We start from the raw sequence: 20,705 nt of genomic DNA, 5'->3' as shown, positions 1-20,705 counted from the left end.
CGCCGCTTCGCCCCCGGTCGCCGGGCGGTCCCGAGAACGGGGCCGTCCGGTGACCGGGGCGCACGCGTTCTGCGGTCACAATGGGCGGATGCGTGCTGCCCGTCTGATCAGAATGGTGCTGCTCCTGCAGTCCCGCCCGGCCATGACCGCCGCCGAGCTCGCCCGTGAGCTGGAGGTGTCCGAGCGGACCGTGACCCGGGACGCGCAGGCGCTCTCGGAAGCGGGTGTCCCGGTGTACGCGGACCGGGGCCGGGCCGGGGGCTACCGGCTGGTCGGCGGCTACCGCACCCACCTCACCGGCCTGGCCCGGAGCGAGGCCGAGGCGCTCTTCCTCTCCGGACTGCCCTCCGCGCTGCGCGAGATGGGCCTTCAGGACGCCGCGTCCGCCGCCCGGCTCAAGGTGTCGGCGGCCCTGCTGCCCTCGCTGCGGGACGCCTCGGACAGCGCCGCCCGGCGCTTCCACCTGGATGCTCCCGGCTGGTACCAGGAGCCGGTCACCCCCGAACTGCTGCCGGCCGTCGCCGAGGCCGTCTGGGGCGACCGGATGGTCCGTGCCCGCTATCTCCGCGGCCGTGCGGGCGGCGAGGTGGAGCGGGAGCTGGCGCCGTACGGGCTCGTCCTGAAGGCCGGCGTCTGGTACGTCTGTGCCCGGGTGGGGGACGATTTCCGGGTCTACCGGATCGACCGGTTCTCGGACGTGACGGTGTCGGACGAGCGCTTCGAGCGCGACGGGCGGTTCGATCTGGCGGGCTTCTGGGACGAGCGGGCCGCGCAGTTCGCCCGGTCGCTCCTGCAGGCCGAGGTGACGGTACGGGTGTCGCCCGAGGGCGTACGCCGACTGCCGTACACCATGGACCGTTCGGCGGTCCAGGACGCTCTGGACACGGCCGGCCCGCCCGATGCCGAGGGGTGGCTCACCCTCACCCTGCGGGTCGAGTCGGTGGAGATCGCCTACAGCCAACTGCTGTCCCTGGGGCCGGAGTCGGAGGCGCTGGAGCCGGCCGCCCTGCGGGGGCGTTTCGCCGCGGCCGCCGAGCGCCTGCGCGAGCTCTATCGCTGAGGGGCGGTTCTCGCCGCGTCCGCGTGCGTGGCCCGCCGCCGGGGCGGATGCTTGACCCGTGATGGACGAGACGGAGTTCTGGGAGATCATCGACAGCACCCGCGTGGCCGCCGAGGGCGACCCCGAGGACCAGGCCGACCTGCTGGTCGAACGGCTGGTGCGGCTCGATCCCGATGCGGTGCTGGACTTCGCCCGGCACTTCGAGGCCCGTTTCAACCGCGCCTACCGCTGGGACCTGTGGGGCGCCGCCGCCGTGCTGCTCGGCGGCGCGAGCGACGACGCCTTCGACTTCTTCCGCTGCTGGCTGATCGGCCAGGGCCGGGAGGTCTTCGAGGGCGCGCTGCACGACCCGGACGGCCTGGCCGATCTGCTCGACGACTTCGACGAGGAGGTCGACGGGGACGCCGAGGATCTCGGCTACGCCGCCGACGAGGCGTACGAACAGCTCACCGGCGTGGTCGCCCCGGACCTCGGCCTGCCGCCCCAGGCCGCCGAGCCGGAGGGGACCCCCGTGAGCTTCGAGGACGACGCGGTCCTGGCGGAGCGCTTCCCCTCGCTCTGGGAGCGGTTCGGGCCCGGCTGACCCCTGCCGGGGCCCCGCCTCCACGCCGGAAGCGTCCGTGCCGGAAGCGGGGCCCCGAGTCGGGTCAGAAGTGGGTGCCGCCGTCGATCCGGATCTCCGTACCGGTGATGAACGCCCCGTCCCGGGAGCCGAGCATCGCGACGACGCCGGCGACGGTGTCCGGGCTGGCGAAGCCCGCGCCGAGCGCCGGGGCCAGCTTCATGAAGAGCGACATGTCGGCGTCGGCGGGCAGCCCCGGGCCGTTGCCGCTGGTCATGTCGGAGGAGATCGAGCCGGGCGCGACGGCGACGAACCGCAGCCCCTGCTTGCTGTACTCGCTCGCCAGCGCGTGCGTCATCGACTGGATGCCGCCCTTGCTCGCCGCGTACGCCGACATGTAGGGGTGCGCGAAGCTCGCCGAGGTGGAGGAGAAGTTCACGACGGCCGGCTCGTCACCCGCCAGCAGGGCCGGGATCGCCTCGCGGATCATCAGGAACGTGCCCGTGAGGTTGACCGCGAGGATCTTGTTGAAGAACTCCAGCGTCGTCTTGTGGGTGTGCTCGGAGCGCAGGATCCCGGCCGCGTTGACCAGCACGTCGAGCCCGCCGAGGGTCTCCACGGCGGAGGCGACGCCGGCTCGGACCGCGGCCTCGTCCGAGATGTCCAGGGCGAGGGTGGTGAGGCGCTCGGCGACGCCGTTCGCCACGGCCGTCTCGTACGTGTCCTTCAGCCCGGCCTCGTTGACGTCGGCCGCGACGACTCGGCCGCCCTCGGCGAGGACGCGGTGGACGGTGGCCTGTCCGATGCCGGAGCCGCCTCCGGTGATGAGTACGCGGCGGCCTTCGTAGCGGTTCATGTCTGTCTCTCTTCCGATCCCGGTGACCGTTGTCACGCAGCGTCTCGGCGGCGCCCCGATGACGTCCCGATCCATGTCCACCGTACGCCTGGGTGGCACATTTTGCCATAATGGCATTTCACGCACACCGCCGCCTCGCCCGGGTAATCTCCTGGGAATGAGCACCGAGCCGAGTCAGCCGTCCCTCACCGAGCGCCGGAAGGCCGCGACCCAGCTGGACATCGCGCGCGCCGCGGCCGCGCTCTTCGCCGAGCGCGGGCCCGACGGCACCACGGCGGAGGACATCGCCGGCCGGGCGGGCGTGGCGCTGCGCACCTTCTACCGCTACTTCCGTTCCAAGCAGGACGCGGTGGGCCCGCTGCTCTCCGGCGGCGGCGATCGCTGGCGGGCCCTGCTGGAGGCGGCCGACCCCGGGGACCCGCTCGCCGGGGTCCTGGAACGGGCGGTCACCGAGGCGCTCCGGCTGCCGGACGCGGACGGCGCCGAGCAGCTCGGCTGGACCCGCGGGCTACTGCGGGCCGCGTCGCAGGACCCGGCGCTGCGCGCCGTCTGGTACCGGGTCAATCAGGATTCGGAGGAGCGGCTGCTGCCGGTGCTGGCCCGACTGGCCGGCGACGGGGCGGACCCGCTGGAGGTCCGGCTCGCCGCGGCCGCCGCCACGGACGCCATCCGGGTCGCGCTGGAGTCCTGGGCCCAGACGGACGCGCCGACGACCGGGCCCGGCTCACCCGCCGAGCTGGCGGTGCGCTGCCTGCACGAACTCATGGGCGGCATGCGGCTGTTCAAGGGCTGAGAGCCTGTCGGGGGACCTGCGGGCCGGAGGGCGCGGCTGTCCGGCCGGAGGTCACCCGACAGGATCTGGTCAGGAACGAGGGGTCACGGGGCGAGCGAGCGGCCCATCATCACGTCGTCGACGTAACGCCCGTCCAGGAAGAACTCCCCGGGCAGCACTCCCTCGACGACGAATCCCTCCGACTCGTACAGGGCGCGCGCGGGCGTGTTGTGCCCGAGCACCCGCAGCGTCATCCGGTTCGCCCCGTCGCGGCGCGCCGCCGCGAAGGCGGCCCGCAGCAGGGTCCTGGCGACACCGCGGCCGCGCGCGCGGTCGGCCACCGCGAGGCCCTGTATCTGCCGGACATGTGTGTTGCAGGCCAGCGGGGTCGGCGGGACCAGCCTGATGTATCCGGCCAGGCGCGGCTCGCCGTCGGCGTCCTCGGTCTCGGCCACCAGGAAGCCCTCGGGCCGGTGACGGTCGTCGAAGAACGGCTCGTACGGCGGCTGCGGCCTGGACGTCACGGCGTGCAGCGTCGACCAGGTGGCGCGGTCGAGTTCACCGAGTGCGGCCTCGTCGGAGAGGACGGCGGGGCGGACGAGGACCGGATGGGTGTGGGTCTCGGGCATGCGCGCCACTGTGCCATGGCGTCCCGTGCCCGGTCAGCCCGGTTTCGCCGCCTGGTCAGCCGGTTTCGCCGTCCGGTGCACCCGGTTTCACTGTCCGGTACGCCCCGGTGACACGAGGGACCGGGGGCCCCGGCTGATGGGCCCGGCGGGGCCGCTGGGGCAGGATGGGCCCCATGCTGCACTCCCGTATCGCTGTCACCGGAGCATCCGGACTCATCGGAGCGGCGCTGGTGCGCTCGCTGCGGGCCGACGGGCACGAGGTGGTGCGCCTCGTGCGGCACCCCGCGCGGGCCGGCGACGAGGTGGAGTGGGATCCGAAGCGGGGATACGTCGACGTGGCGGGCCTGGTCGGCTGCGACGCCGTCGTCCATCTCGCCGGAGCCGGGGTCGGCGACCACCGCTGGACCGCCGCGTACAAGCGGGAGATCCGGGACAGCCGGGTACTCGGGACGACGGCGATCGCGGGGGCGGTCGCCTCGCTGGACGTGCCGCCGAAGGTGCTGCTGTCCGGGTCCGCGATCGGCTACTACGGCGACACCGGGGACCGCGCCGTCGACGAGAGCGCCCCGGCCGGTGAGGGTTTCCTGCCGTCCGTCTGCGTGGAGTGGGAGGCTGCCACGGCCGCCGCCCAGGAGGCGGGAGTCCGGACGGTGCACGCGCGCACCGGTCTGGTCGTGGGCCGCGAGGGCGGCGCCTGGGGCCGGCTCTTCCCGCTGTTCCGGGCGGGGCTCGGCGGCCGGCTGGGCAACGGACGCCAGTACTGGAGCTTCATCGCACTGCACGACGAGGTCGCGGCGGTGCGCCACATCCTGGACACCGAGTCGCTCTCGGGTCCGGTGAATCTGACCGGCCCCGACCCCGTCACCAACCGCGAGGTGACGGCCGCGATGGGGCGGGTGCTGCACCGCCCCACGCTCCTCACGGCACCGGCACCGGCGTTGCGGATCGCTCTGGGGGACTTCGCGCAGGACGTGCTGGCCAGCCAGCGGGTGCTGCCGGGTCAGCTGCTGGACTCGGGCTTCGTGTTCGCCTTCCCGGGGATCGACTCGGCGATCCGCGCGGCACTGCGCTGAGCCCCGCACCGGCCGGCGCACCCCACGGAGATGACACCCCCGTTCAATCGGACGGATGTGCGACCCCGTGCAACGGTGCCCCGGTCGCGCGCGACTTCGTCTTTACCGGCCGCCTTCCTACCCTCCTTGCGAACTCGGGCATTCCGGGGGCCTGTTGGGGGCAAGAGCCTCCCAGCAGTTGCGCCGACTCGGGGAGGGGCACGTGCTCAGCACGGCACACCACGCGGACGTCGTCATCATCGGGGCCGGAATCGCCGGCCTGTCAGCAGCCCATCGACTGACCAGTGCAGGGGTAAGTGTCAGCGTCCTGGAGGCCGGCCCCCGGGTCGGCGGCCGGATGACCACCGCCGACCTGGACGGCTTCCGGCTCGACCACCTCGGCCCGCTGCTCAGCACCTCCTATCCGGCCCTGCGCACGACACCGGGCCTCGAAGGACTGGTGCTGCGCAACTTCGCCCCGGGGGTCCTCGTCCACAGCGAGGGCCGCCAGTACCGGACCGGCGATGTACGGGGCGCGCGGGGCGCATTCAAGGCGGCGCGCGCCCTGGCAAGCGCCCCCCGGCCACCGATGGGTGGGCCGATCGACCAGGCCCGGCTGGGTGCCGCCCTGTCCCGGCTCGCCGCCACCCCGTCCGCCCGCATCCTGGCGCGGCCCGAACAGACCGCGCTCGCCGCCCTGTCCCACCGCGGCCTGCCCTCCCGCACGGTCAACGGCTTCCTCCGCCCGCTGCTCTCCGCGCTGCTCAGCGACCCCGGGCTCAGCACGTCCAGCCGATTCGCCGATCTGGCCCTGAGCGGCTACGCCCGCGGCAGGCTGTGCGTGCCCGCGGGCGGCGCGGCGGCGCTGCCCGCACTCCTCGCGGCGGCGCTGCCGCCCGGCACCGTACGCACCGGCGTGCATGTGACGGCCGCCGACATCACCTCGGTCCGCACCAAGGAACACGGCGAACTGGGCTGCCGTTCCCTGCTGCTGGCGACCGGTGCGGGCGCCGCCGCAGAGCTGCTGCCGGGTCTGCGGGTGCCGCCCTTCCATGCCGTGACGGTCCTTCACCACACCGCCCCCGCTCCCCCGCCGACCGGCACCGCGCTGCTGCTGGACGCCGACCGCTCGGGCCCGGTCGCGCACACCGCGGTGATGAGCGCGGTCGATCCCTCGCGCGCCCCGCGGGGCCGTGCGCTGATCAGCTCGACGGTGCTCGGCACCCCGCCGCCCGATCTGGACCGCACGGTCCGCGCCCATCTCGCCGCGCTGTACGGCACTCCCACCGACGACTGGGAACTGCTGGCCACCCACCACGACCCGGAGGCGGTCCCCGCGATGCCGGCCCCGCACGATCCGCGCCGCCCGGTGCGGCTGCTGGCCGGCCTGTACGTGTGCGGCGACCACCGCGACACGAGCACGGTCCAGGGGGCCCTGTCCTCGGGCCGTCGCGCCGCCGAGTCGATCCTCACCGACCTGGGTGTACGGCCGGGGAGCGGGACGGCGCTGCCCGAGGCCGCGTAGGCCCCGGCCGACCCCCGGGGCCCGTCCGCGGCATCCGGGGCGGAGCACGCAGTGGTGCGCCGGTGTCCGCCCCGGGCTCAGCCGAGCGCGGCGACCCGTTCGCGGTAGCCGCGTACCGCGGCGGCGTCCCGGTACGGCTCCAGGCGCCGTTCGAAGTCCCGCACGTACTCGGTCGCCCGCACCGACCGCATCTCCGCGGCCTGCTGGGCGGCCTCGGCGCCGAGCGCGCACGCCTGGTCGAGCTCGCCGAGCCCGAGCCGGGCGGAGGCCAGCACCACCCGGCAGAACAGCCGGCTGCGGGCGTACGCCGGGGAGCGCAGCTGGAGGGAGCGCTCCGCGTGCTGCGCCGCGGCCCGGTACTGCTGGAGGTCCCGGTAGCAGTGCCCGAACTCGTCGGCGAGCTGGGCCTCGTCGAAGTACCGCGCCCAGTGCGGCACCTCGTCACCCGGCCGGGCGATCTCCAGCGCGTGTTCCGCCCGCGCCAGCGAGGCGGTGCACGCCCTGGCCTCGCCGAGCACCCCGTGGCCGCGCGCCTCGACGGCGTGCAGCAGGGCCTGGACGACGGGTGGCGCCGAGGAGCCGATGCCTTGCTGGGCCACCCGGGCCAGCTGCACGGCTTCCCTGCCGTGGCCGAGGTAGACCGCCTGCCGGCTCATGGTGATCAGGACGTAGCTGCCGTACGCGCGGTCCCCGGCGGCCTGGGCCAGTCGCAGCGCCTGGACGAAGTACCGCTGGGCCAGGCCGTGGGCCGCGATGTCGTACGAGGTCCAGCCCGCCAGCCGGGTCAGGTCGGCCGCAGCGGAGAAGAGGCGGCGCCCGGTGGCCTCCCCGTACGTGCCGCGGAGCATGGGCTCGGTCTCGTGTTCCAGGTACCGGACGAGGGCCTGGCGGGCGTGGCCGCCGCCGTAGGTGTTGTCGAGGGCGCGGAAGAGCTCGCCGACCGAGCGCAGGGCGGCAACATCGCCACCGCTTACCCGCTGGCCGGGGGCGCGCTCGGACTGCCGCTGCCGCGGGACGCCGGGGGCGCCCGGCAGCCCCGTTCCCAGGGGGACCGGACCCGTCGGAGCGGCGGGCGATCCCGGTGGTGCGCCGGGCCGGGAGTGCTCGGGTCCGCGGGCACCGCCCCGGCCGCCGGCGCCGTACGCCATGGACCTGCCGTGCGCCCCGTACGGGCCGCCGCGCGCTCCGCCGGGGCCACCGGGCCGCGGGGGACCACCGGCCTCGACGGCCCCCGCCGCCCCGCCTGCCCCGGCGGACCTCGTGATCCCGCCGGCCCCGTGGTCCCCGCCGGCCCCGTCGTGCGTCCGGGGCGATGGCTCGCTCCCCCGCCCCACCCATTCGTCGGCCCGTCCGATCAGCCAGTCCCTGCTGGGGACGACGAGCCCGGCCGGGGTGAAGGCGATCTTGCGCAGCTCCGCATGGCTGCCCGAGTCCTTCCGCCACAGCCCGCTGACGATGTCGACCGCCTCCGCGGGCGTGGCCGCGAACTCCAGGCCCGCGTAGACCGGGGCGCATGCGTCGAGGCCCAGGTCCTGTGCGGACAGACGGCGCCCGAGCCGCCGGGTGAAGACCTCGGCGATCAGCGCGGGGGTGGTTCCGCGGGGCTGCTGACCTCGCAGCCAGCGGGTCACGGAGGTCTTGTCGTACCGCAGGTCGAGGCCGTGCTCCAGGCCGAGCTGGTCCACCCTGCGGGCGAGACCGGCGTTGGAGAAACCTGCCTCCGTGATGAGCGAGGCGAGTCGGCGGTTGGGGGTGCGCTGCGGAGGTCGATCCGACATCAGCTGTACGGTCTCCTGCCTTCGGGGCCGGGCGGGCAGCCCTTATGGAACGGCGCGAATTTAGCGGCCTCCGCAGCAGTCACAGCCACCTTCACTTCACTTTCATCCGATCGTGTGAGGATTGAGGGCGGCGCTGACGGGAAGACCTGCCGGACCGCCGCCCGAGGGCCGGTCGTACAGTGGCCGGGGGCGTGATTTCAGTGCATGGTGACGCGGCTCCGGGCACCCCCCGGCACACGGCACCGCGAGTAGGAAGGCATCTGTCGTGGCTGAGCTTCGGTTCGTCCGGCTGGGATTCGGCGAGGAAGCCGTCGACTACCAGGAGGCCTGGCAGAAGCAGCGCGAGGTGCACGCGGCCAGATTCGAGGACACCGTCCCCGACACCTGTCTGCTGCTGGAGCACCCGCCCGTCTACACGGCCGGACGGCGCACGACCGACAGCGAACGCCCGCTGGACGGCACCCCCGTCGTCGACGTGGACCGCGGCGGCAAGATCACCTGGCACGGCCCCGGTCAGCTGGTCGGCTACCCGATCCAGAAGCTGCCCCGCCCGGTGGACGTCGTCGCGCACGTCCGGCGGCTGGAGGACGCGCTGATCCGTACCGCCGCCGAGTTCGGCGTGGAGACCACCCGGGTCGAGGGCCGCAGCGGCGTCTGGGTGCTCGGCGACCCGGTCGAGGACCGCCCGGCGATCGGCGGGCTCTCCCTCGACTTCGACCCGCGGCTGCACGACGAGGAGTTCGACGCCCGGCTGAACGGCCCCGAGTACGCCCCGTCCAACGCCGGCCAGCGCCGCGAGGACCGCAAGCTGGCGGCGATCGGCATCCGGGTGGCCAAGGGCGTGACGATGCACGGCTTCTCCTTCAACGTGAACCCGGACAACACCTGGTTCGACCGGATCGTGCCGTGCGGCATCCGGGACGCGGGCGTCACCTCACTGGCGTACGAACTGGGCCGCGACATCACCATCGCGGACGTGCTCCCGGTCGTCGAGAAGCACCTCAGGGCCGTCCTGGAGAACGCCGAACTCGCCCCGCGCACCGTTGAGCGCCCGGACGATGTCGTGGCCACGGCATGACGCTCGGAGCACCCCTGAGGGAATAGGCCCTGCCGGCCACAGGTTGGCCACACGTAAAGCCGTTTGAACCACGGGCGTACCCTGGTGTTCGCCGAAGAATCCAATGCAGTGAAAGCAAAGGGGAGTGCCGGAGTGTCCGCTGTCGCACCCGACGGGCGCAAGATGCTGCGCCTCGAGGTCCGGAACAGCCAGACCCCCATCGAGCGCAAGCCCGAGTGGATCAAGACCCGGGCGAAGATGGGCCCCGAGTACAACCAGCTGCAGAAACTCGTGAAGAGCGAGGGTCTGCACACGGTGTGCCAGGAAGCCGGCTGCCCCAACATCTTCGAGTGCTGGGAGGACCGCGAGGCCACCTTCCTCATCGGGGGTGACCAATGCACCCGGCGCTGTGACTTCTGCCAGATCGACACGGGCAAGCCGCAGGCGCTGGACCGGGACGAGCCCCGCCGCGTCGGCGAGTCCGTCGTCACGATGGACCTGAACTACGCCACCATCACCGGCGTCGCCCGCGACGACCTGGAGGACGGCGGTGCCTGGCTGTACGCGGAGACCGTGCGCCAGATCCACGCGCTGACCGCGGAGCGGGAGGCCGGCCGTACCAAGGTCGAGCTGCTTATCCCCGACTTCAACGCGGAGCCCGAGCAGCTCGCCGAGGTCTTCTCCTCGCGCCCCGAGGTGCTCGCGCACAACGTGGAGACGGTGCCGCGGATCTTCAAGCGGATCCGCCCCGGTTTCCGTTACGAGCGCTCCCTGGAGGTCATCACGCGGGCCCGTGAGGCCGGCCTGGTGACCAAGTCCAATCTGATCCTCGGCATGGGCGAGACCCGCGAGGAGGTCAGCGAGGCGCTCCAGGACCTGCACGACGCGGGTTGCGAGCTCATCACGATCACGCAGTACCTGCGGCCGTCCGTGCGCCACCACCCGGTCGAGCGCTGGGTGAAGCCGCAGGAGTTCGTGGAGCTGAAGGAGGAGGCCGACGAGATCGGCTACTCCGGCGTGATGTCCGGGCCGCTGGTCCGTTCCTCGTACCGCGCGGGCCGTCTCTTCCAGCAGGCGATCGAGCGTCGCGGCGCGGTCGCCGCGGCGCCCACCGTGTGAATCCGAGCACAAGAAGCTACTGAGCGGTAATCGCTGTTTCGACGCGGCCCCTACGCTCCCCGCAGGTCGGGGACGCGTATGGGCCGCGTCGGCGTGCGCGCCGCCCATATCAAGGTTTCATTGGTGTTTGACCGACCGGTCATGCGCTGGTAACACCGAGCAGTGACGCTGGGTGCACACGGCGTGGTGGCCGGCAGCAGCCGTCCGGGCCGCTGCCTGCCCCCGCGCCCCAGCGCATGCCATCCATTTCGCGCAACGCAGTCCCGGGCAGTTCGGCCCGGGCAGCTGAGTCCACGCAACTCAGTCCGCACATCCGCTCCGAGGAGATTTCCACGATGCAGGCCGTGCCGGTACGCGCCACCGCCATTCCTTCCGTCACCGATGCCCTCCGCGCCGTCGAGTCGCTGTTCCTGGGCAGCGGCCAGCGCACAGCCCGCCGCAACGCCTGGAACGCCGTACTGGAGGACCGGCGCCGGGCCAAGGACCGGGTCGAGGCCGAGTACGTACTGGAGGCCGCGGCCGACCACCGTTCCTAGGCCACGTAAACTTCTGTACATGGCGAGGAAGGCAAACACTGAAGGCGCGGACAGCGCCGAGAACGCGGGGCGGCTCAAGCAGATCGCCCTGACCTACAAGATGGCCAGGCGGTCCGACCCGAAGGTCGGTCTTGTCGTCGCGGGCGTGGGAATTGTCACCTTCGGTGTCCTCCTCGGGGTCGGCTTCCTGATCGGCCACCCGGTCTATCTGGGCATCCTGGGCTTCGTGCTGGCCCTCCTCGCGATGGCGATCGTCTTCGGACGGCGTGCCGAGCGTGCCGCCTTCGGGCAGATGGAGGGGCAGCCGGGCGCCGCGGCGGCGGTGCTGGACCGCGTGGGCCGCGGCTGGACGACGACGCCCGCGGTCGCGATGAACCGCAGCCAGGACGTCGTGCACCGTGCCGTGGGCAAGGCGGGCATCGTGCTGGTCGGCGAGGGCAACGCCAGCCGGGTGAAGCTGCTGCTCGCGGCCGAGAAGAAGAAGATGGCGCGCATCCTGGTCGACGTACCGGTGCACGACATCATCGTCGGCAACGACGAGGGCCAGGTGCCCCTGAAGAAGGTGCGCACCAAGATGCTGAAGATGCCGCGCGTGCTCACCGGCCCGCAGGTGACGGCCGCGAACGACCGGCTGCGCGCGATGGGTGACCTGATGAGCAACATGCCGCTGCCCAAGGGCCCCATGCCGAAGGGCATGCGGATGCCGCGCGGCGGAAAGATGCGCTGACACCGCACGCGAGGCGAAGAGGCGCCGGACGGCAGACGAAGAGGCGGGGCGCGAACCGGATCGGTTCGCGCCCCGCCTCTTTGCTTGTCTGCTTCTCCGCCTCTTCGCCTCGGGTGCGGGCCCGGTCCTAGATACGGACCTGGACGGCGCGGGCCAGCCGGTCGTGCAGGCCGCGGCCGTCACGGTCCCAGACCAGGGCCGGGATCACCAGGCACAGCAGCACGCTGCGGACGATGACCCGCCCGAAGGTCAGCCGGCCACCGCTCTCGGCGACGACCCTGATGCCCAGGAGGCGCTTGCCGGGCGTGCAGCCGATCGTCCCGACGGTGAGCACGCTCATCACCAGGAAGATGCCCAGAGCCCAGTTTCCGGCCGCCTGCTGGTCACCGCGGGCGAACAGCCCGTATGCGATCAGCAGGCACAGGGCCCAGTCGATGAAGACCGCGCCGAACCGCCGGCCGAGCGGCGCCACGGAACCCGGCCCGTGTTCGGGCAGGCCGAGTCGCTTGCCCCGGTGGCCGAAGTCGGCCCCCATCTCCTCGGCGGCCGCGCGCGGCCCGGAGAGCCACGATCCGATTGCTTGCCTGTTGTCCACCCGAACACGGTACTGCGCCGGCCCGGGCGGGATGCCGGGCGGGGCCCGCTACAGGCCCCCGGAGCGGCCGGAAGAGGGGGCGGTGACCGGCCACGAGGTGCCGGTCACACCCGGCTCGGTTAACTTCTGCGAAACAAATGGGTCATGCTTGAGAAATCCGGTCTGCCTATGGTCGGGTCCAGCGTGTGCCACCGCACTGGCCGCACCACGAGCTACAACCCCGTCCCTCCCGGGCCGGGAGTAGGAGGAGTTGGATGTTCCAGAACGCCGACGACGCGAAGAAGTACATCGCCGACAATGACGTCAAGTTCATCGATGTCCGGTTCTGTGACCTGCCCGGTGTGATGCAGCACGTCACCGTCCCGGCGGCGACCTTCGACCCGGCCGACGAGCTTGCCTTCGACGGCTCGTCGATCCGCGGCTTCCAGGCCATCCACGAGTCCGACATGGCGCTGCGCGCGGACCTGTCGACCGCCCGTCTCGACCCGTTCCGCCGCGACAAGACCGTCAACATCAACTTCTTCATCCACGACCCGATCACCGGCGAGCAGTACAGCCGTGACCCGCGCAACGTGGCGAAGAAGGCCGAGGCGTACCTCGCCTCCACCGGTATCGCCGACACCGCGTACTTCGGCCCCGAGGCCGAGTTCTACGTCTTCGACAACGTCCGCTTCCAGACGTCGGCGAACGAGAGCTTCTACCACATCGACTCCGAGGCCGGCGCCTGGAACACCGGTGCGGTCGAGAACAACCGTGGCTACAAGGTCCGCTACAAGGGCGGTTACTTCCCGGTCCCGCCGGTCGACCACTTCGCCGACCTGCGTGCCGAGATGTCCCTGGAGCTGGAGAACAGCGGCCTCCAGATCGAGCGCCAGCACCACGAGGTCGGCACCGCCGGCCAGGCCGAGATCAACTACAAGTTCAACACGCTGCTCGCCGCGGCCGACGACCTGATGCTCTTCAAGTACATCGTGAAGAACGTCGCCTGGCGCAACGGCAAGACCGCGACCTTCATGCCGAAGCCGATCTTCGGCGACAACGGCTCGGGCATGCACGTCCACCAGTCCCTGTGGGCCGGCGGCGACCCGCTGTTCTACGACGAGCAGGGCTACGCGGGCCTCTCGGACATGGCCCGCTACTACATCGGCGGCATCCTCAAGCACGCCCCGTCGCTGCTGGCGTTCACCAACCCGACGGTGAACTCCTACCACCGCCTTGTCCCCGGCTTCGAGGCCCCGGTCAACATGGTGTACTCGCAGCGCAACCGCTCGGCCGCGATGCGCATCCCGATCACGGGCTCCAACCCGAAGGCCAAGCGCGTCGAGTTCCGCGCCCCGGACCCGTCGTCCAACCCGTACCTGGCCTTCTCCGCGCTGCTCATGGCGGGCCTCGACGGCATCAAGAACAAGATCGAGCCTGCCGAGCCGATCGACAAGGACCTCTACGAGCTGGCTCCCGAGGAGCACGCGAACGTCCAGCAGGTCCCGACCTCCCTCCCGGCCGTCCTGGACGCGCTGGAGGCGGACAACGAGTACCTCCAGGCCGGTGGCGTCTTCACGTCCGACCTGATCGAGACCTGGATCGACTACAAGCGCACCAACGAGATCGCCCCGATCCAGCTGCGCCCGCACCCGCACGAGTTCGAGCTGTACTTCGACCTCTGAGGGGCGAGGCCGGGCGAGCGGGACCGGAGTCTCGGACGCAGGCTGTGACCTGGGAAAGCAGTTCTCGCAGTCGCTGTTGCCTTTCCGTCCCTGTGCACCGAGTGTGCACCACCCGGCCAATTCACTGATTGACTGCCAGGACCATCGAGGGCCGCTACCACGCTGCGTGGTAGCGGCCCTCGATAATCGCTAGTTCGAAATCCACGCAGTTCAAAGCGCTCCTTACGCTGTACTTCGACCTCTGAAGAGCGGGGTCTGGTGGTCCGGTGCCGGTGCTGGCACCGGAGGAGCGGTGCCCCGGCACGACAGCAGGGGTGCCGGCCCGGCCCGCTCCGGACCGGACGCACCACATACGTTCATGAGCCCTCATCGGGAAACCGATGAGGGCTCATGACGTTCGGGGTCGAGGAATCACAGAGGCGCCACTGGTTGCTCGCCGGTTGCAGTGCTGGTGGTGCCGGGTTGCATGGTCCCCGTGGTAGTGCCCGGAGTGGTCGTGCCGCCACCAGTGCCCGGAGTGGTCGTGCCGCCACCGGTACCCGGCGTGGTCGTCCCACCACCCGTACCCGGCGTGGTCGTCCCACCACCCGTACCCGGCGTGGTCGTCCCACCACCCGTACCCGGCGTGGTCGTCCCACCACCCGTACCCGGCGTGGTCGTCCCACCACCCGTACCCGGGGTAGTCGTCCCACCACCCGTACCCGGCGTGGTCGTCCCACCACCCGTACCCGGGGTAGTCGTCCCACCACCCGTACCCGGCGTGGTCGTCCCACCACCCGTACCCGGCGTGGTCGTCCCACCACCCGTACCCGGCGTGGTCGTCCCACCACCCGTACCCGGCGTGGTCGTCCCACCACCCGTACCCGGCGTGGTCGTCCCACCACCCGTACCCGGGGTAGTCGTCCCACCACCGACCGTGTTGCCGCCGCCGACCGTGTTACCGCTGCCCGCGATGACGGAGCCACCGATGGTGGAACCAATGATCTGGTTCAGGTTGTTGATTGTCTGATTGGTGACCTGGTTTATCACCGTCTGCGACAAACCAAGACTTCTCCCGGTGGCCTGCGCCGCCGCCACACCCTGTGCCGCCGCCTCTTGTGGGGAGGCGCCCCTGCTTCTCGCCGCCTGTGCCGCATTCGCTCCGGCAGCCGTAGCAGCGGCTGCACCCGCTCCGGCCGATGCCGCTGATTCCCCGCCGGTGCAGGCCACAGGGCCTATGGAGAAGCTGCCCGTGCCCGTTACGGCGGTCGGTCCTATACGACCGTCGGTAGAGGGGCGCAGCACCATCCCCCCGGGGGATACGACGAACATCCCGTTGGGATCGAAGTTCTCTCCCGTCAAGGTGCCTGCGGCTACCCGGCACGTCTGAGTCGGGGCAGCGGAAGCAGGAGCGACAGTGGTCACAGCCAGCCCCCCGACAAGCGCCACTGTCGCGGCGGAACTCAGGACGACTTTTCCTCTCACGGTTTTCCCCTTTCCGGCACTGTGCATTCTTGCTGTCCGGTCACGTGTCATCGTGAGCAGCGGGCCATAGCCATGGCATGACTCCGGCGTGACGCTGACGTGACGCCGGCGCGATGACGGCGCGATGACGGGGCCGGCAGCAGCGACTCCAAGCGGAATCCTGGAGTCCCTCGCCTTCAAGCTTGCGCGTTCTTCTTGAGGATGTCGCACCGAAAGATTTCCCGGATTCAACCAGTGCTACCTGGAGAGTTGAGGCCGGTGTCGTACGCAATGGGCCAGCAAGAGACCGGGCCGAACGATACGATGGTTCTCAACGCCCAGTTCTGGCTGTACGAGATACGAGCAGTTCTGGTTGTACGAGAATCGTCCCCGTCGAGCCATGATGCTGAGGCCGCTGAAGCCCCCCAGCACGCTGATGGGGAACTCCAGTTCACCCCGAGCCTTTGAGCTGATGGACATGAAGAAGAGAACTTTGCGGAACATCAGCGTCGCAGCGGCGGCTTCCTTCCTGACGGCCGGGATCTTGGGCACATCAGCGAGCAGCTCTGTTGCCTCGCAGCAGAATTCCCAGTTCGCGCCTTCGGCGCTCAAGTGCTACACGCTCATCGACAATCCGGACGAGGTCGTTTGCTACCGGGTTTCGCAACGGGCCCTGAATACGGGAAGCGAGATCGTGTTCTTCCCCTTCCTCATCCAGGTGCCCACGCCTTCGGATCCCCCGGCTCCGGTCGTCGTGAATGTTCTGCCGCCGGATCTGACTCCAGGGGATTCGTTCAACGGTTCGTGACAGTCGTGCGCTGTCGCGGTGCGGTCAGTGCCGCAGAGCCTGTCCCACCTCGGCCTTGACCTCTCCTGACAGCTTGCGGTTGCTGCGGGCCGTGGCGTCCTTGGACGCCTTGGCGCCGACGTCGTCGACCGTCACCACGACCGCGTCGAGCAGATTGCCGTTCGCATCACGGAAGTTGACCTGTACCGCGTACGACTTCTTCGAGTCGGAGCTGTTCTTCGCGGTGACCTTCACGGTGGCGCGGCCGTCGCCGTCGGTGCTCGGCTTGCCCAGCTCGACGTCGCTCTTGGCGTTCACGCCGTTCTTGAAGTTGTTCAGCTTCTCGCCGGCGGCGGCCGTCGCCGAGGCCACCACGTCGGCGCCGCGGGATGCCGCCGACGCGGCGGCGGACGCGGCCTTGGACGCCGTGCTGGACGCGCTGCCGCCGCCGTCGGAGCAGGCTGCGGCGGTCGACAGCACGGCCGTCGTCAGCAGTACGGCCCACAGACCTCGCGCGGCTTTCCTCGTCATCGTGCCTCCCAGCACTCGCCACTCCCCCTTCGCCCATCGCCTCAGTCAAAGGGGAGGCGGCGCGGGCCGCATGCGGTGTACGCCGGACGGGTGAGCGGAGAGGCGGTGTCGATTCGCGGTGCGGTACGGGGCGGACGAGGCTGAGGGCATGAGCGACCAGAGGCCGGGCGGCATCGCGGAGGGGAAGCGGCGTCGGCGGCGGTGGCCCTGGGTGCTGCTCGTTAATGTGCTCGCGCTGGCCGGTGCCGGCGCCGTGGCCGTCGAGGTGGCCGCCGGTGCGTTGTCGAGGGAGGGGACGAAGCCGCTTCGGATCACGTACGAGGTCACCGGCACCGCCAAGGACGTCACCGTCACCTATCCCACCTGGCGCGACGGCGGCCTCTCGACCACGCGGCTGACTCTGCGGACGCTGCCGTGGGCCGGGGAGACACGGACCAGGGGCTTCATGAGCGGCGGCTCCTTCGCCGTCACCCTGGGGGCATCGGGCGGTGAGGTCGCCTGTGCGGTGACGGTGGACAACGGGACCGTCCGGACGGCCACCGCCTCCGGGGCCTTCGCCACGGCTACCTGCGGCGGATTCTGAGCCGGGTCCATTACCGCCCGTACGTGGCCGTGTCCCCGGGCCGCGGAAGGCTCGGGGACACGGTCACCGGTGCGTCGGACGTCAGCGGCCGTAACGGATCAGGGCGCGGACCATGCGGCAGGTGGTGTCGGACGGCGGGTGGATGCCGATGCGCTCGGCAGTCGTGCGTATCTTGGCGTTGGTCGCGGTCGACGGGTAGTAGACGCCCGTGTCGAGCAGGGCGATCGCCAGGCGCATGGCCTTCAGGCGGCGGTTGTGGGAGACGTACCACTCGCGGGGCCGACCCGCGGGAAGCGGCTTCTTCATCAGGGGCTTGTGGAGCGGCTCGGTCGTGACTGCGGCAACGGCCATGGGCAACCTCCTGGCACGGTCGTGGAACCCTCACCAACTGCCTTTATTTTACTGCCCGGCACTGACAATCGGCGCTGGCCAGAAGGGCTTTCGGGCCGTCCCTCGCGTACCTTTGGCCCCATGGAGATCTGGATCAATCCCGCCTGTTCGAAGTGCCGCAGCGCGGTACAGCTGCTCGATGCGGAGGGTGCCGAGTACACCGTCCGCCGCTACCTGGAGGATGTGCCCTCGCCGGACGAGATCCGGGCCGTGCTCGACCGGCTCGGGCTGGAGCCGTGGGACATCACACGGACCCAGGAAGCCGACGCGAAGGAGCTGGGGCTCAAGGAGTGGCCGCGCGAGGCCGGTTCGCGTGAGCGGTGGATCTCGGCCCTCGCCGAGCACCCGAAGCTCATCCAGCGGCCGATCATCACCGCGGACGACGGGAGCGCCGTCGTGGGGCGCACGGACGAGGCGGTACGCGACGCGCTCGGGCGCTGAGCATCCGCGGGCGGTCCGCGCGACGGCCCGTCACCCGATGAAGTCCGCGATCCTGCGGTTCAGTTCAGCGGCCGTCGGCCCGTGCAGCGGCAGCGTATGGTGCGTCGCTCCAGGGATCGTCGCCGTCGTCACCCGCGGGAGCAGCCGGGCGGCCTCGGCGGCGACGCGGTCCGGGGCATGGGCCCGGCCACGTCCGGCGAGCAGGACCAGGGTCGGTACGTCCAGCCCGCGCAGCGCCCCGGGTGCGGGGCGGGGACCGGTGACCGGGCGGGCGGACGGGAAGCCGGCCGCCGCCTCGCGCAGCCGCAGCCAGGCGGGGTCGAGCGCGGCGCCGCCCGTCTCCCACTTCAGGAAGGCCCTCGTCCGCCCGGCGCCGGGCCGGATCAGCATCGGCAGGGCGTGCAGAAGGTAGCCGGGCCGGAAGCCGGCGAAGCACTGGGTCGGGTCCACCAGGACCAGCTTCCGGACGCGGTGGGGCGCGTCCAGGGCGTGGTGGAGAGCGATCCAGGCCCCGTAGGAATGCCCGCCCAGCGCGGTGCGGTCGGCGCCCAGCCCGTCCAGTACGCCGTCCAGCCATGCTGTCAGGTCCGCCACCGTACCGATCGGGCGCTCCCCCGCGACGCTGCGGCCCGGCTCACCGATCAGGTCGACGGCGTGGACGCGGTGTGCCCGGCCCAGGTGGGCCGCCTGGGCGTACCAGACGGTGGAGGTGGAGCCGCCGCCGGCCAGCAGCACGAGGGGTGGGGCGTCCTCGGGGCCGCAGCTGTTGACGTGGGTGGTGCCGTACGGGGTGGTGATCCGGGAGTGCGTCGTTCCGGCGGGCCAGTTGGCCGCCAGGACCTCGTCGTACGCCTCGTGGAACGACGTGGGTGCCGACGTGGATGTCATGGGTGCCTCCCCGGTCGTGGCTGCTCCTGCCAGCTCCCGATATTATCTCGCTCAGCGAGATAATGGGCTCGGTGAGGCGGAAGGAGCATCGATGAGCGAGCGAGGTCCGGGACCGGAACCGGAGCTGGAGATCGTGCATCTGCTGCGCAAGGTGACCATCGAATTCGGGCTGCGCCAGGCCGAGTTCGCGACTCTTCACCACATGCACAGCACCGATGTCCGGGCCCTGATCTGTCTGCTGGACGCCGAGCGGGCGGGCACGGACGCCACCGCCGGGTGGCTCGGCGCGCAGCTCGGGCTCAACTCCGCGGGCACCACCGCCGTCATCGACCGGCTCGAACGGCTCGGCCATCTCACCCGCACCCGCGACCCGCGCGACCGGCGACGCGTGCTGCTGGCGGTCGACGAGCGGGCGGTGGAGCTGGGACGGGCGTTCTTCGGGCCCCTGATCGAGACCACGGTGACGGTGCTGCGCGACTTCGACGAGACGGAGACGGCCGCCGTCCGGCGTTTCCTGTACGCCGCGCACGAGGCGGTCACCTCGATCCCCTGACCATCGGAGCGCCTCGCGCACCGGCCCGGTCGGAGCTCCGCCGGACGCTGATGCGACCAGCGCGGCGGCGGAGCCGTCGCCGTGCGGCCCCGGTCATGATCCGCCGGACAGGCCCTACGCGCCCACCTGCTTCTCCGCCTCCGCCAGCAGCTCCGTCAAGCGCAGCCCGAACCGTACGTCGCACGGGTGCGGGTCCCCCGTACGCACCGATTGGATCAGCGCGTCGACCGCCGATCGGAACGAGCCGACCGCGTCGCCCCCGCGCGGCAGGCTGGTCGTCCCCTGTTCGCCCCTGAGCTCGATCTCCGTACCGACCGCGCCCAGGGGTGCCCCCAGTGCGAGCGTCACCGTGCTGGACGCGCCGGAGGTGTGACGGAGGACGAGGTGCGTGGTGTCGGAGGGGCCGCGGGCGGCCATCAGCCCGGTCACATCGCCCAGCACCGGGATCAGGACGGACAGGGCGTGCGGGCCGACGTCCCACAGACCGCCCTTGTCGCGGCGCCACGGCGAGGCGGCGTACTCACTGGTCGCACCGGGTGCGAACAGCGCGCCGATCCACTCGGCGCGGGCGGTGAACCAGCCGTCCAGGGCGGCCTGTTCGGCGATCCAGGCGGACGCGTCGGCCGCGAACCGCAGAGTGCAGAAGACGACGGAGGCGACCCCCGTCTGCTCGGCCGCCCGGACGACCTCGCGGGCTCCCGCGACGGTGGTCGCGACCGGTTTGTCCAGCAGCAGATGACGGCCGGTGGCCGCGGCGCGGGCGGCGAGCGGGGCCTGGACGTCCGGCGGCAGGGCGAACGCGACGGCGTCGCTGGCGGCGAACAGCTCGTCGATGCCCGCCTCGCCGGTGTACGCCTCGGTGCCGTGCGCGGCGGCCAGCTCCTGCGCGGCCTCGGGGCGGCGGCCCCACACACCGCTCAGTACGACGCCGGGGTGGGCGGCGAGGGCGGGGGCATGGGTGTTCCGGGCCCAGGGACCGGTACCGACGAGGCCGATGCGCAGGGGGGTCGCGGGAAGTGTCGTCATGGGGCCAGTCTGCCGGGTTCGCCGGAGCGATCCGGTATTGAGTTGGCGGAGAGTGAGCTTCATGGATACGTTTGCGGGGCCGGCCGCGGGACTCCGGCTGCGACTTCCGGGACTTGCCTCTGAAGCAATAA

22 protein-coding genes are annotated in these 20,705 nt (G+C 71.5%); 14 read left to right on the top strand and 8 right to left on the bottom strand.

The window, feature by feature from the left end; genetic code table 11:
• Positions 1 to 88: 88 nt before the first annotated feature.
• Together OHA19_RS29000 and OHA19_RS28995 are read left to right on the top strand one after the other, a co-directional pair.
• On the top strand, positions 89 to 1,060 hold the full coding sequence (locus tag OHA19_RS29000; protein WP_405752171.1) for a helix-turn-helix transcriptional regulator: 972 nt from the start codon (positions 89 to 91) through the stop codon (positions 1,058 to 1,060).
• Positions 1,061 to 1,121: 61 nt separating this feature from the next.
• Positions 1,122 to 1,643 (top strand): DUF4240 domain-containing protein, encoded by a 522-nt coding sequence (locus OHA19_RS28995; RefSeq protein ID WP_405721382.1) that lies wholly within the window; start codon positions 1,122 to 1,124, stop codon positions 1,641 to 1,643.
• 64 nt (positions 1,644 to 1,707) lie between these two features.
• Here the strand turns inward: OHA19_RS28995 and OHA19_RS28990 are convergent, their stop codons facing one another.
• On the bottom strand, positions 1,708 to 2,478 hold the full coding sequence (locus tag OHA19_RS28990) for an SDR family NAD(P)-dependent oxidoreductase (protein WP_405752169.1): 771 nt from the start codon (positions 2,476 to 2,478) through the stop codon (positions 1,708 to 1,710).
• A gap of 157 nt (positions 2,479 to 2,635) precedes the next feature.
• Here OHA19_RS28990 and OHA19_RS28985 point away from each other — a divergent pair, with 157 nt between their 5' ends.
• A complete protein-coding gene (locus OHA19_RS28985; RefSeq protein WP_405752166.1) occupies positions 2,636 to 3,271 on the top strand; it encodes a TetR family transcriptional regulator in 636 nt (211 codons plus the stop codon).
• An 83-nt stretch (positions 3,272 to 3,354) separates the two neighbouring features.
• Here OHA19_RS28985 and OHA19_RS28980 read toward each other — a convergent pair whose 3' ends face one another.
• A complete protein-coding gene (locus OHA19_RS28980) occupies positions 3,355 to 3,879 on the bottom strand; it encodes a GNAT family N-acetyltransferase (RefSeq protein ID WP_405752164.1) in 525 nt (174 codons plus the stop codon).
• A gap of 173 nt (positions 3,880 to 4,052) precedes the next feature.
• Between OHA19_RS28980 and OHA19_RS28975 the strand changes: the two genes are divergently transcribed.
• Positions 4,053 to 4,952, top strand: a complete 900-nt coding sequence (locus OHA19_RS28975; RefSeq protein ID WP_405752161.1) for a TIGR01777 family oxidoreductase — start codon at positions 4,053 to 4,055, stop codon at positions 4,950 to 4,952.
• Between the two features lie 202 nt (positions 4,953 to 5,154).
• Positions 5,155 to 6,456 carry an FAD-dependent oxidoreductase gene (locus OHA19_RS28970; RefSeq protein ID WP_405752158.1) on the top strand — a complete coding sequence of 434 codons (1,302 nt, stop codon included), beginning with the start codon at positions 5,155 to 5,157 and terminating at the stop codon, positions 6,454 to 6,456.
• A 77-nt stretch (positions 6,457 to 6,533) separates the two neighbouring features.
• Here OHA19_RS28970 and OHA19_RS28965 read toward each other — a convergent pair whose 3' ends face one another.
• Positions 6,534 to 8,234, bottom strand: a complete 1,701-nt coding sequence (locus OHA19_RS28965) for a regulator (protein WP_405711947.1) — start codon at positions 8,232 to 8,234, stop codon at positions 6,534 to 6,536.
• 265 nt (positions 8,235 to 8,499) lie between these two features.
• On the opposite strand from OHA19_RS28965, the gene lipB reads away from it, so the two are divergent.
• From lipB to OHA19_RS28945, 4 genes are all read left to right on the top strand, one after another.
• Entirely contained in the window at positions 8,500 to 9,312 is an 813-nt protein-coding gene (gene lipB, locus OHA19_RS28960) for a lipoyl(octanoyl) transferase LipB (protein ID WP_405711949.1), read from the top strand.
• Positions 9,313 to 9,444: 132 nt separating this feature from the next.
• Positions 9,445 to 10,410 carry a lipoyl synthase gene (gene lipA / locus OHA19_RS28955; protein ID WP_405711951.1) on the top strand — a complete coding sequence of 322 codons (966 nt, stop codon included), beginning with the start codon at positions 9,445 to 9,447 and terminating at the stop codon, positions 10,408 to 10,410.
• Between the two features lie 335 nt (positions 10,411 to 10,745).
• Positions 10,746 to 10,946, top strand: a complete 201-nt coding sequence (locus tag OHA19_RS28950; RefSeq protein WP_124718078.1) for a hypothetical protein — start codon at positions 10,746 to 10,748, stop codon at positions 10,944 to 10,946.
• Positions 10,947 to 10,965: 19 nt separating this feature from the next.
• Positions 10,966 to 11,673, top strand: coding sequence for a DUF4191 domain-containing protein (locus tag OHA19_RS28945; protein ID WP_405711953.1), 708 nt, complete (start codon positions 10,966 to 10,968; stop codon positions 11,671 to 11,673).
• A gap of 127 nt (positions 11,674 to 11,800) precedes the next feature.
• On the opposite strand, the gene OHA19_RS28940 is transcribed toward OHA19_RS28945, so the two are convergent.
• Positions 11,801 to 12,268, bottom strand: a complete 468-nt coding sequence (locus OHA19_RS28940; RefSeq protein WP_405711955.1) for an RDD family protein — start codon at positions 12,266 to 12,268, stop codon at positions 11,801 to 11,803.
• Between the two features lie 254 nt (positions 12,269 to 12,522).
• On the opposite strand from OHA19_RS28940, the gene glnA reads away from it, so the two are divergent.
• Both glnA and OHA19_RS28930 read left to right on the top strand, forming a co-directional pair.
• A complete protein-coding gene (gene glnA, locus OHA19_RS28935) occupies positions 12,523 to 13,932 on the top strand; it encodes a type I glutamate--ammonia ligase (protein WP_266736872.1) in 1,410 nt (469 codons plus the stop codon).
• Between the two features lie 1,915 nt (positions 13,933 to 15,847).
• Positions 15,848 to 16,183: a hypothetical protein gene (locus OHA19_RS28930; RefSeq protein ID WP_405711957.1), complete on the top strand. Its 336-nt coding sequence runs from the start codon at positions 15,848 to 15,850 to the stop codon at positions 16,181 to 16,183.
• Positions 16,184 to 16,207: 24 nt separating this feature from the next.
• Here OHA19_RS28930 and OHA19_RS28925 read toward each other — a convergent pair whose 3' ends face one another.
• Positions 16,208 to 16,693, bottom strand: coding sequence for an FxLYD domain-containing protein (locus OHA19_RS28925; RefSeq protein ID WP_405711959.1), 486 nt, complete (start codon positions 16,691 to 16,693; stop codon positions 16,208 to 16,210).
• Between the two features lie 148 nt (positions 16,694 to 16,841).
• Between OHA19_RS28925 and OHA19_RS28920 the strand changes: the two genes are divergently transcribed.
• Entirely contained in the window at positions 16,842 to 17,276 is a 435-nt protein-coding gene (locus OHA19_RS28920) for a hypothetical protein (protein WP_405711961.1), read from the top strand.
• 81 nt (positions 17,277 to 17,357) lie between these two features.
• Here the strand turns inward: OHA19_RS28920 and OHA19_RS28915 are convergent, their stop codons facing one another.
• Positions 17,358 to 17,627 carry a hypothetical protein gene (locus tag OHA19_RS28915; protein WP_405711962.1) on the bottom strand — a complete coding sequence of 90 codons (270 nt, stop codon included), beginning with the start codon at positions 17,625 to 17,627 and terminating at the stop codon, positions 17,358 to 17,360.
• A gap of 120 nt (positions 17,628 to 17,747) precedes the next feature.
• Here OHA19_RS28915 and OHA19_RS28910 point away from each other — a divergent pair, with 120 nt between their 5' ends.
• Entirely contained in the window at positions 17,748 to 18,107 is a 360-nt protein-coding gene (locus tag OHA19_RS28910; protein ID WP_405711964.1) for an arsenate reductase family protein, read from the top strand.
• Between the two features lie 30 nt (positions 18,108 to 18,137).
• Here OHA19_RS28910 and OHA19_RS28905 read toward each other — a convergent pair whose 3' ends face one another.
• Positions 18,138 to 18,995 (bottom strand): alpha/beta fold hydrolase, encoded by an 858-nt coding sequence (locus tag OHA19_RS28905; protein ID WP_405711966.1) that lies wholly within the window; start codon positions 18,993 to 18,995, stop codon positions 18,138 to 18,140.
• 91 nt (positions 18,996 to 19,086) lie between these two features.
• Here OHA19_RS28905 and OHA19_RS28900 point away from each other — a divergent pair, with 91 nt between their 5' ends.
• Positions 19,087 to 19,548 carry a MarR family transcriptional regulator gene (locus OHA19_RS28900; RefSeq protein WP_405711968.1) on the top strand — a complete coding sequence of 154 codons (462 nt, stop codon included), beginning with the start codon at positions 19,087 to 19,089 and terminating at the stop codon, positions 19,546 to 19,548.
• 114 nt (positions 19,549 to 19,662) lie between these two features.
• On the opposite strand, the gene OHA19_RS28895 is transcribed toward OHA19_RS28900, so the two are convergent.
• Positions 19,663 to 20,574 (bottom strand): Gfo/Idh/MocA family protein, encoded by a 912-nt coding sequence (locus OHA19_RS28895; RefSeq protein WP_405711970.1) that lies wholly within the window; start codon positions 20,572 to 20,574, stop codon positions 19,663 to 19,665.
• Positions 20,575 to 20,705: the final 131 nt, after the last annotated feature.

Source organism: Streptomyces sp. NBC_00012 (assembly GCF_045040875.1).
Classification (GTDB): domain Bacteria; phylum Actinomycetota; class Actinomycetes; order Streptomycetales; family Streptomycetaceae; genus Streptomyces.
The sequence above is the reverse complement of the archived record's forward strand: the minus strand, read 5'-3'. Positions and strand labels throughout refer to the sequence as shown.

Excerpts from the sequence above, each read along its gene's own strand:
- OHA19_RS29000 (WP_405752171.1), top strand. The coding sequence starts at position 89 with ATGCGTGCTGCCCGTCTGATCAGAATGGTGCTGCTCCTGCAGTCCCGC.
- OHA19_RS28995 (WP_405721382.1), top strand. The coding sequence starts at position 1,122 with ATGGACGAGACGGAGTTCTGGGAGATCATCGACAGCACCCGCGTGGCC.
- OHA19_RS28990 (WP_405752169.1), bottom strand. The coding sequence starts at position 2,478 with ATGAACCGCTACGAAGGCCGCCGCGTACTCATCACCGGAGGCGGCTCC.
- OHA19_RS28985 (WP_405752166.1), top strand. The coding sequence starts at position 2,636 with ATGAGCACCGAGCCGAGTCAGCCGTCCCTCACCGAGCGCCGGAAGGCC.
- OHA19_RS28980 (WP_405752164.1), bottom strand. The coding sequence starts at position 3,879 with ATGCCCGAGACCCACACCCATCCGGTCCTCGTCCGCCCCGCCGTCCTC.
- OHA19_RS28975 (WP_405752161.1), top strand. The coding sequence starts at position 4,053 with ATGCTGCACTCCCGTATCGCTGTCACCGGAGCATCCGGACTCATCGGA.
- OHA19_RS28965 (WP_405711947.1), bottom strand. The coding sequence starts at position 8,234 with ATGTCGGATCGACCTCCGCAGCGCACCCCCAACCGCCGACTCGCCTCG.
- OHA19_RS28950 (WP_124718078.1), top strand. The coding sequence starts at position 10,746 with ATGCAGGCCGTGCCGGTACGCGCCACCGCCATTCCTTCCGTCACCGAT.
- OHA19_RS28945 (WP_405711953.1), top strand. The coding sequence starts at position 10,966 with ATGGCGAGGAAGGCAAACACTGAAGGCGCGGACAGCGCCGAGAACGCG.
- glnA (WP_266736872.1), top strand. The coding sequence starts at position 12,523 with ATGTTCCAGAACGCCGACGACGCGAAGAAGTACATCGCCGACAATGAC.
- OHA19_RS28930 (WP_405711957.1), top strand. The coding sequence starts at position 15,848 with ATGGACATGAAGAAGAGAACTTTGCGGAACATCAGCGTCGCAGCGGCG.
- OHA19_RS28925 (WP_405711959.1), bottom strand. The coding sequence starts at position 16,693 with ATGACGAGGAAAGCCGCGCGAGGTCTGTGGGCCGTACTGCTGACGACG.
- OHA19_RS28920 (WP_405711961.1), top strand. The coding sequence starts at position 16,842 with ATGAGCGACCAGAGGCCGGGCGGCATCGCGGAGGGGAAGCGGCGTCGG.
- OHA19_RS28915 (WP_405711962.1), bottom strand. The coding sequence starts at position 17,627 with ATGGCCGTTGCCGCAGTCACGACCGAGCCGCTCCACAAGCCCCTGATG.
- OHA19_RS28910 (WP_405711964.1), top strand. The coding sequence starts at position 17,748 with ATGGAGATCTGGATCAATCCCGCCTGTTCGAAGTGCCGCAGCGCGGTA.
- OHA19_RS28905 (WP_405711966.1), bottom strand. The coding sequence starts at position 18,995 with ATGACATCCACGTCGGCACCCACGTCGTTCCACGAGGCGTACGACGAG.
- OHA19_RS28900 (WP_405711968.1), top strand. The coding sequence starts at position 19,087 with ATGAGCGAGCGAGGTCCGGGACCGGAACCGGAGCTGGAGATCGTGCAT.
- OHA19_RS28895 (WP_405711970.1), bottom strand. The coding sequence starts at position 20,574 with ATGACGACACTTCCCGCGACCCCCCTGCGCATCGGCCTCGTCGGTACC.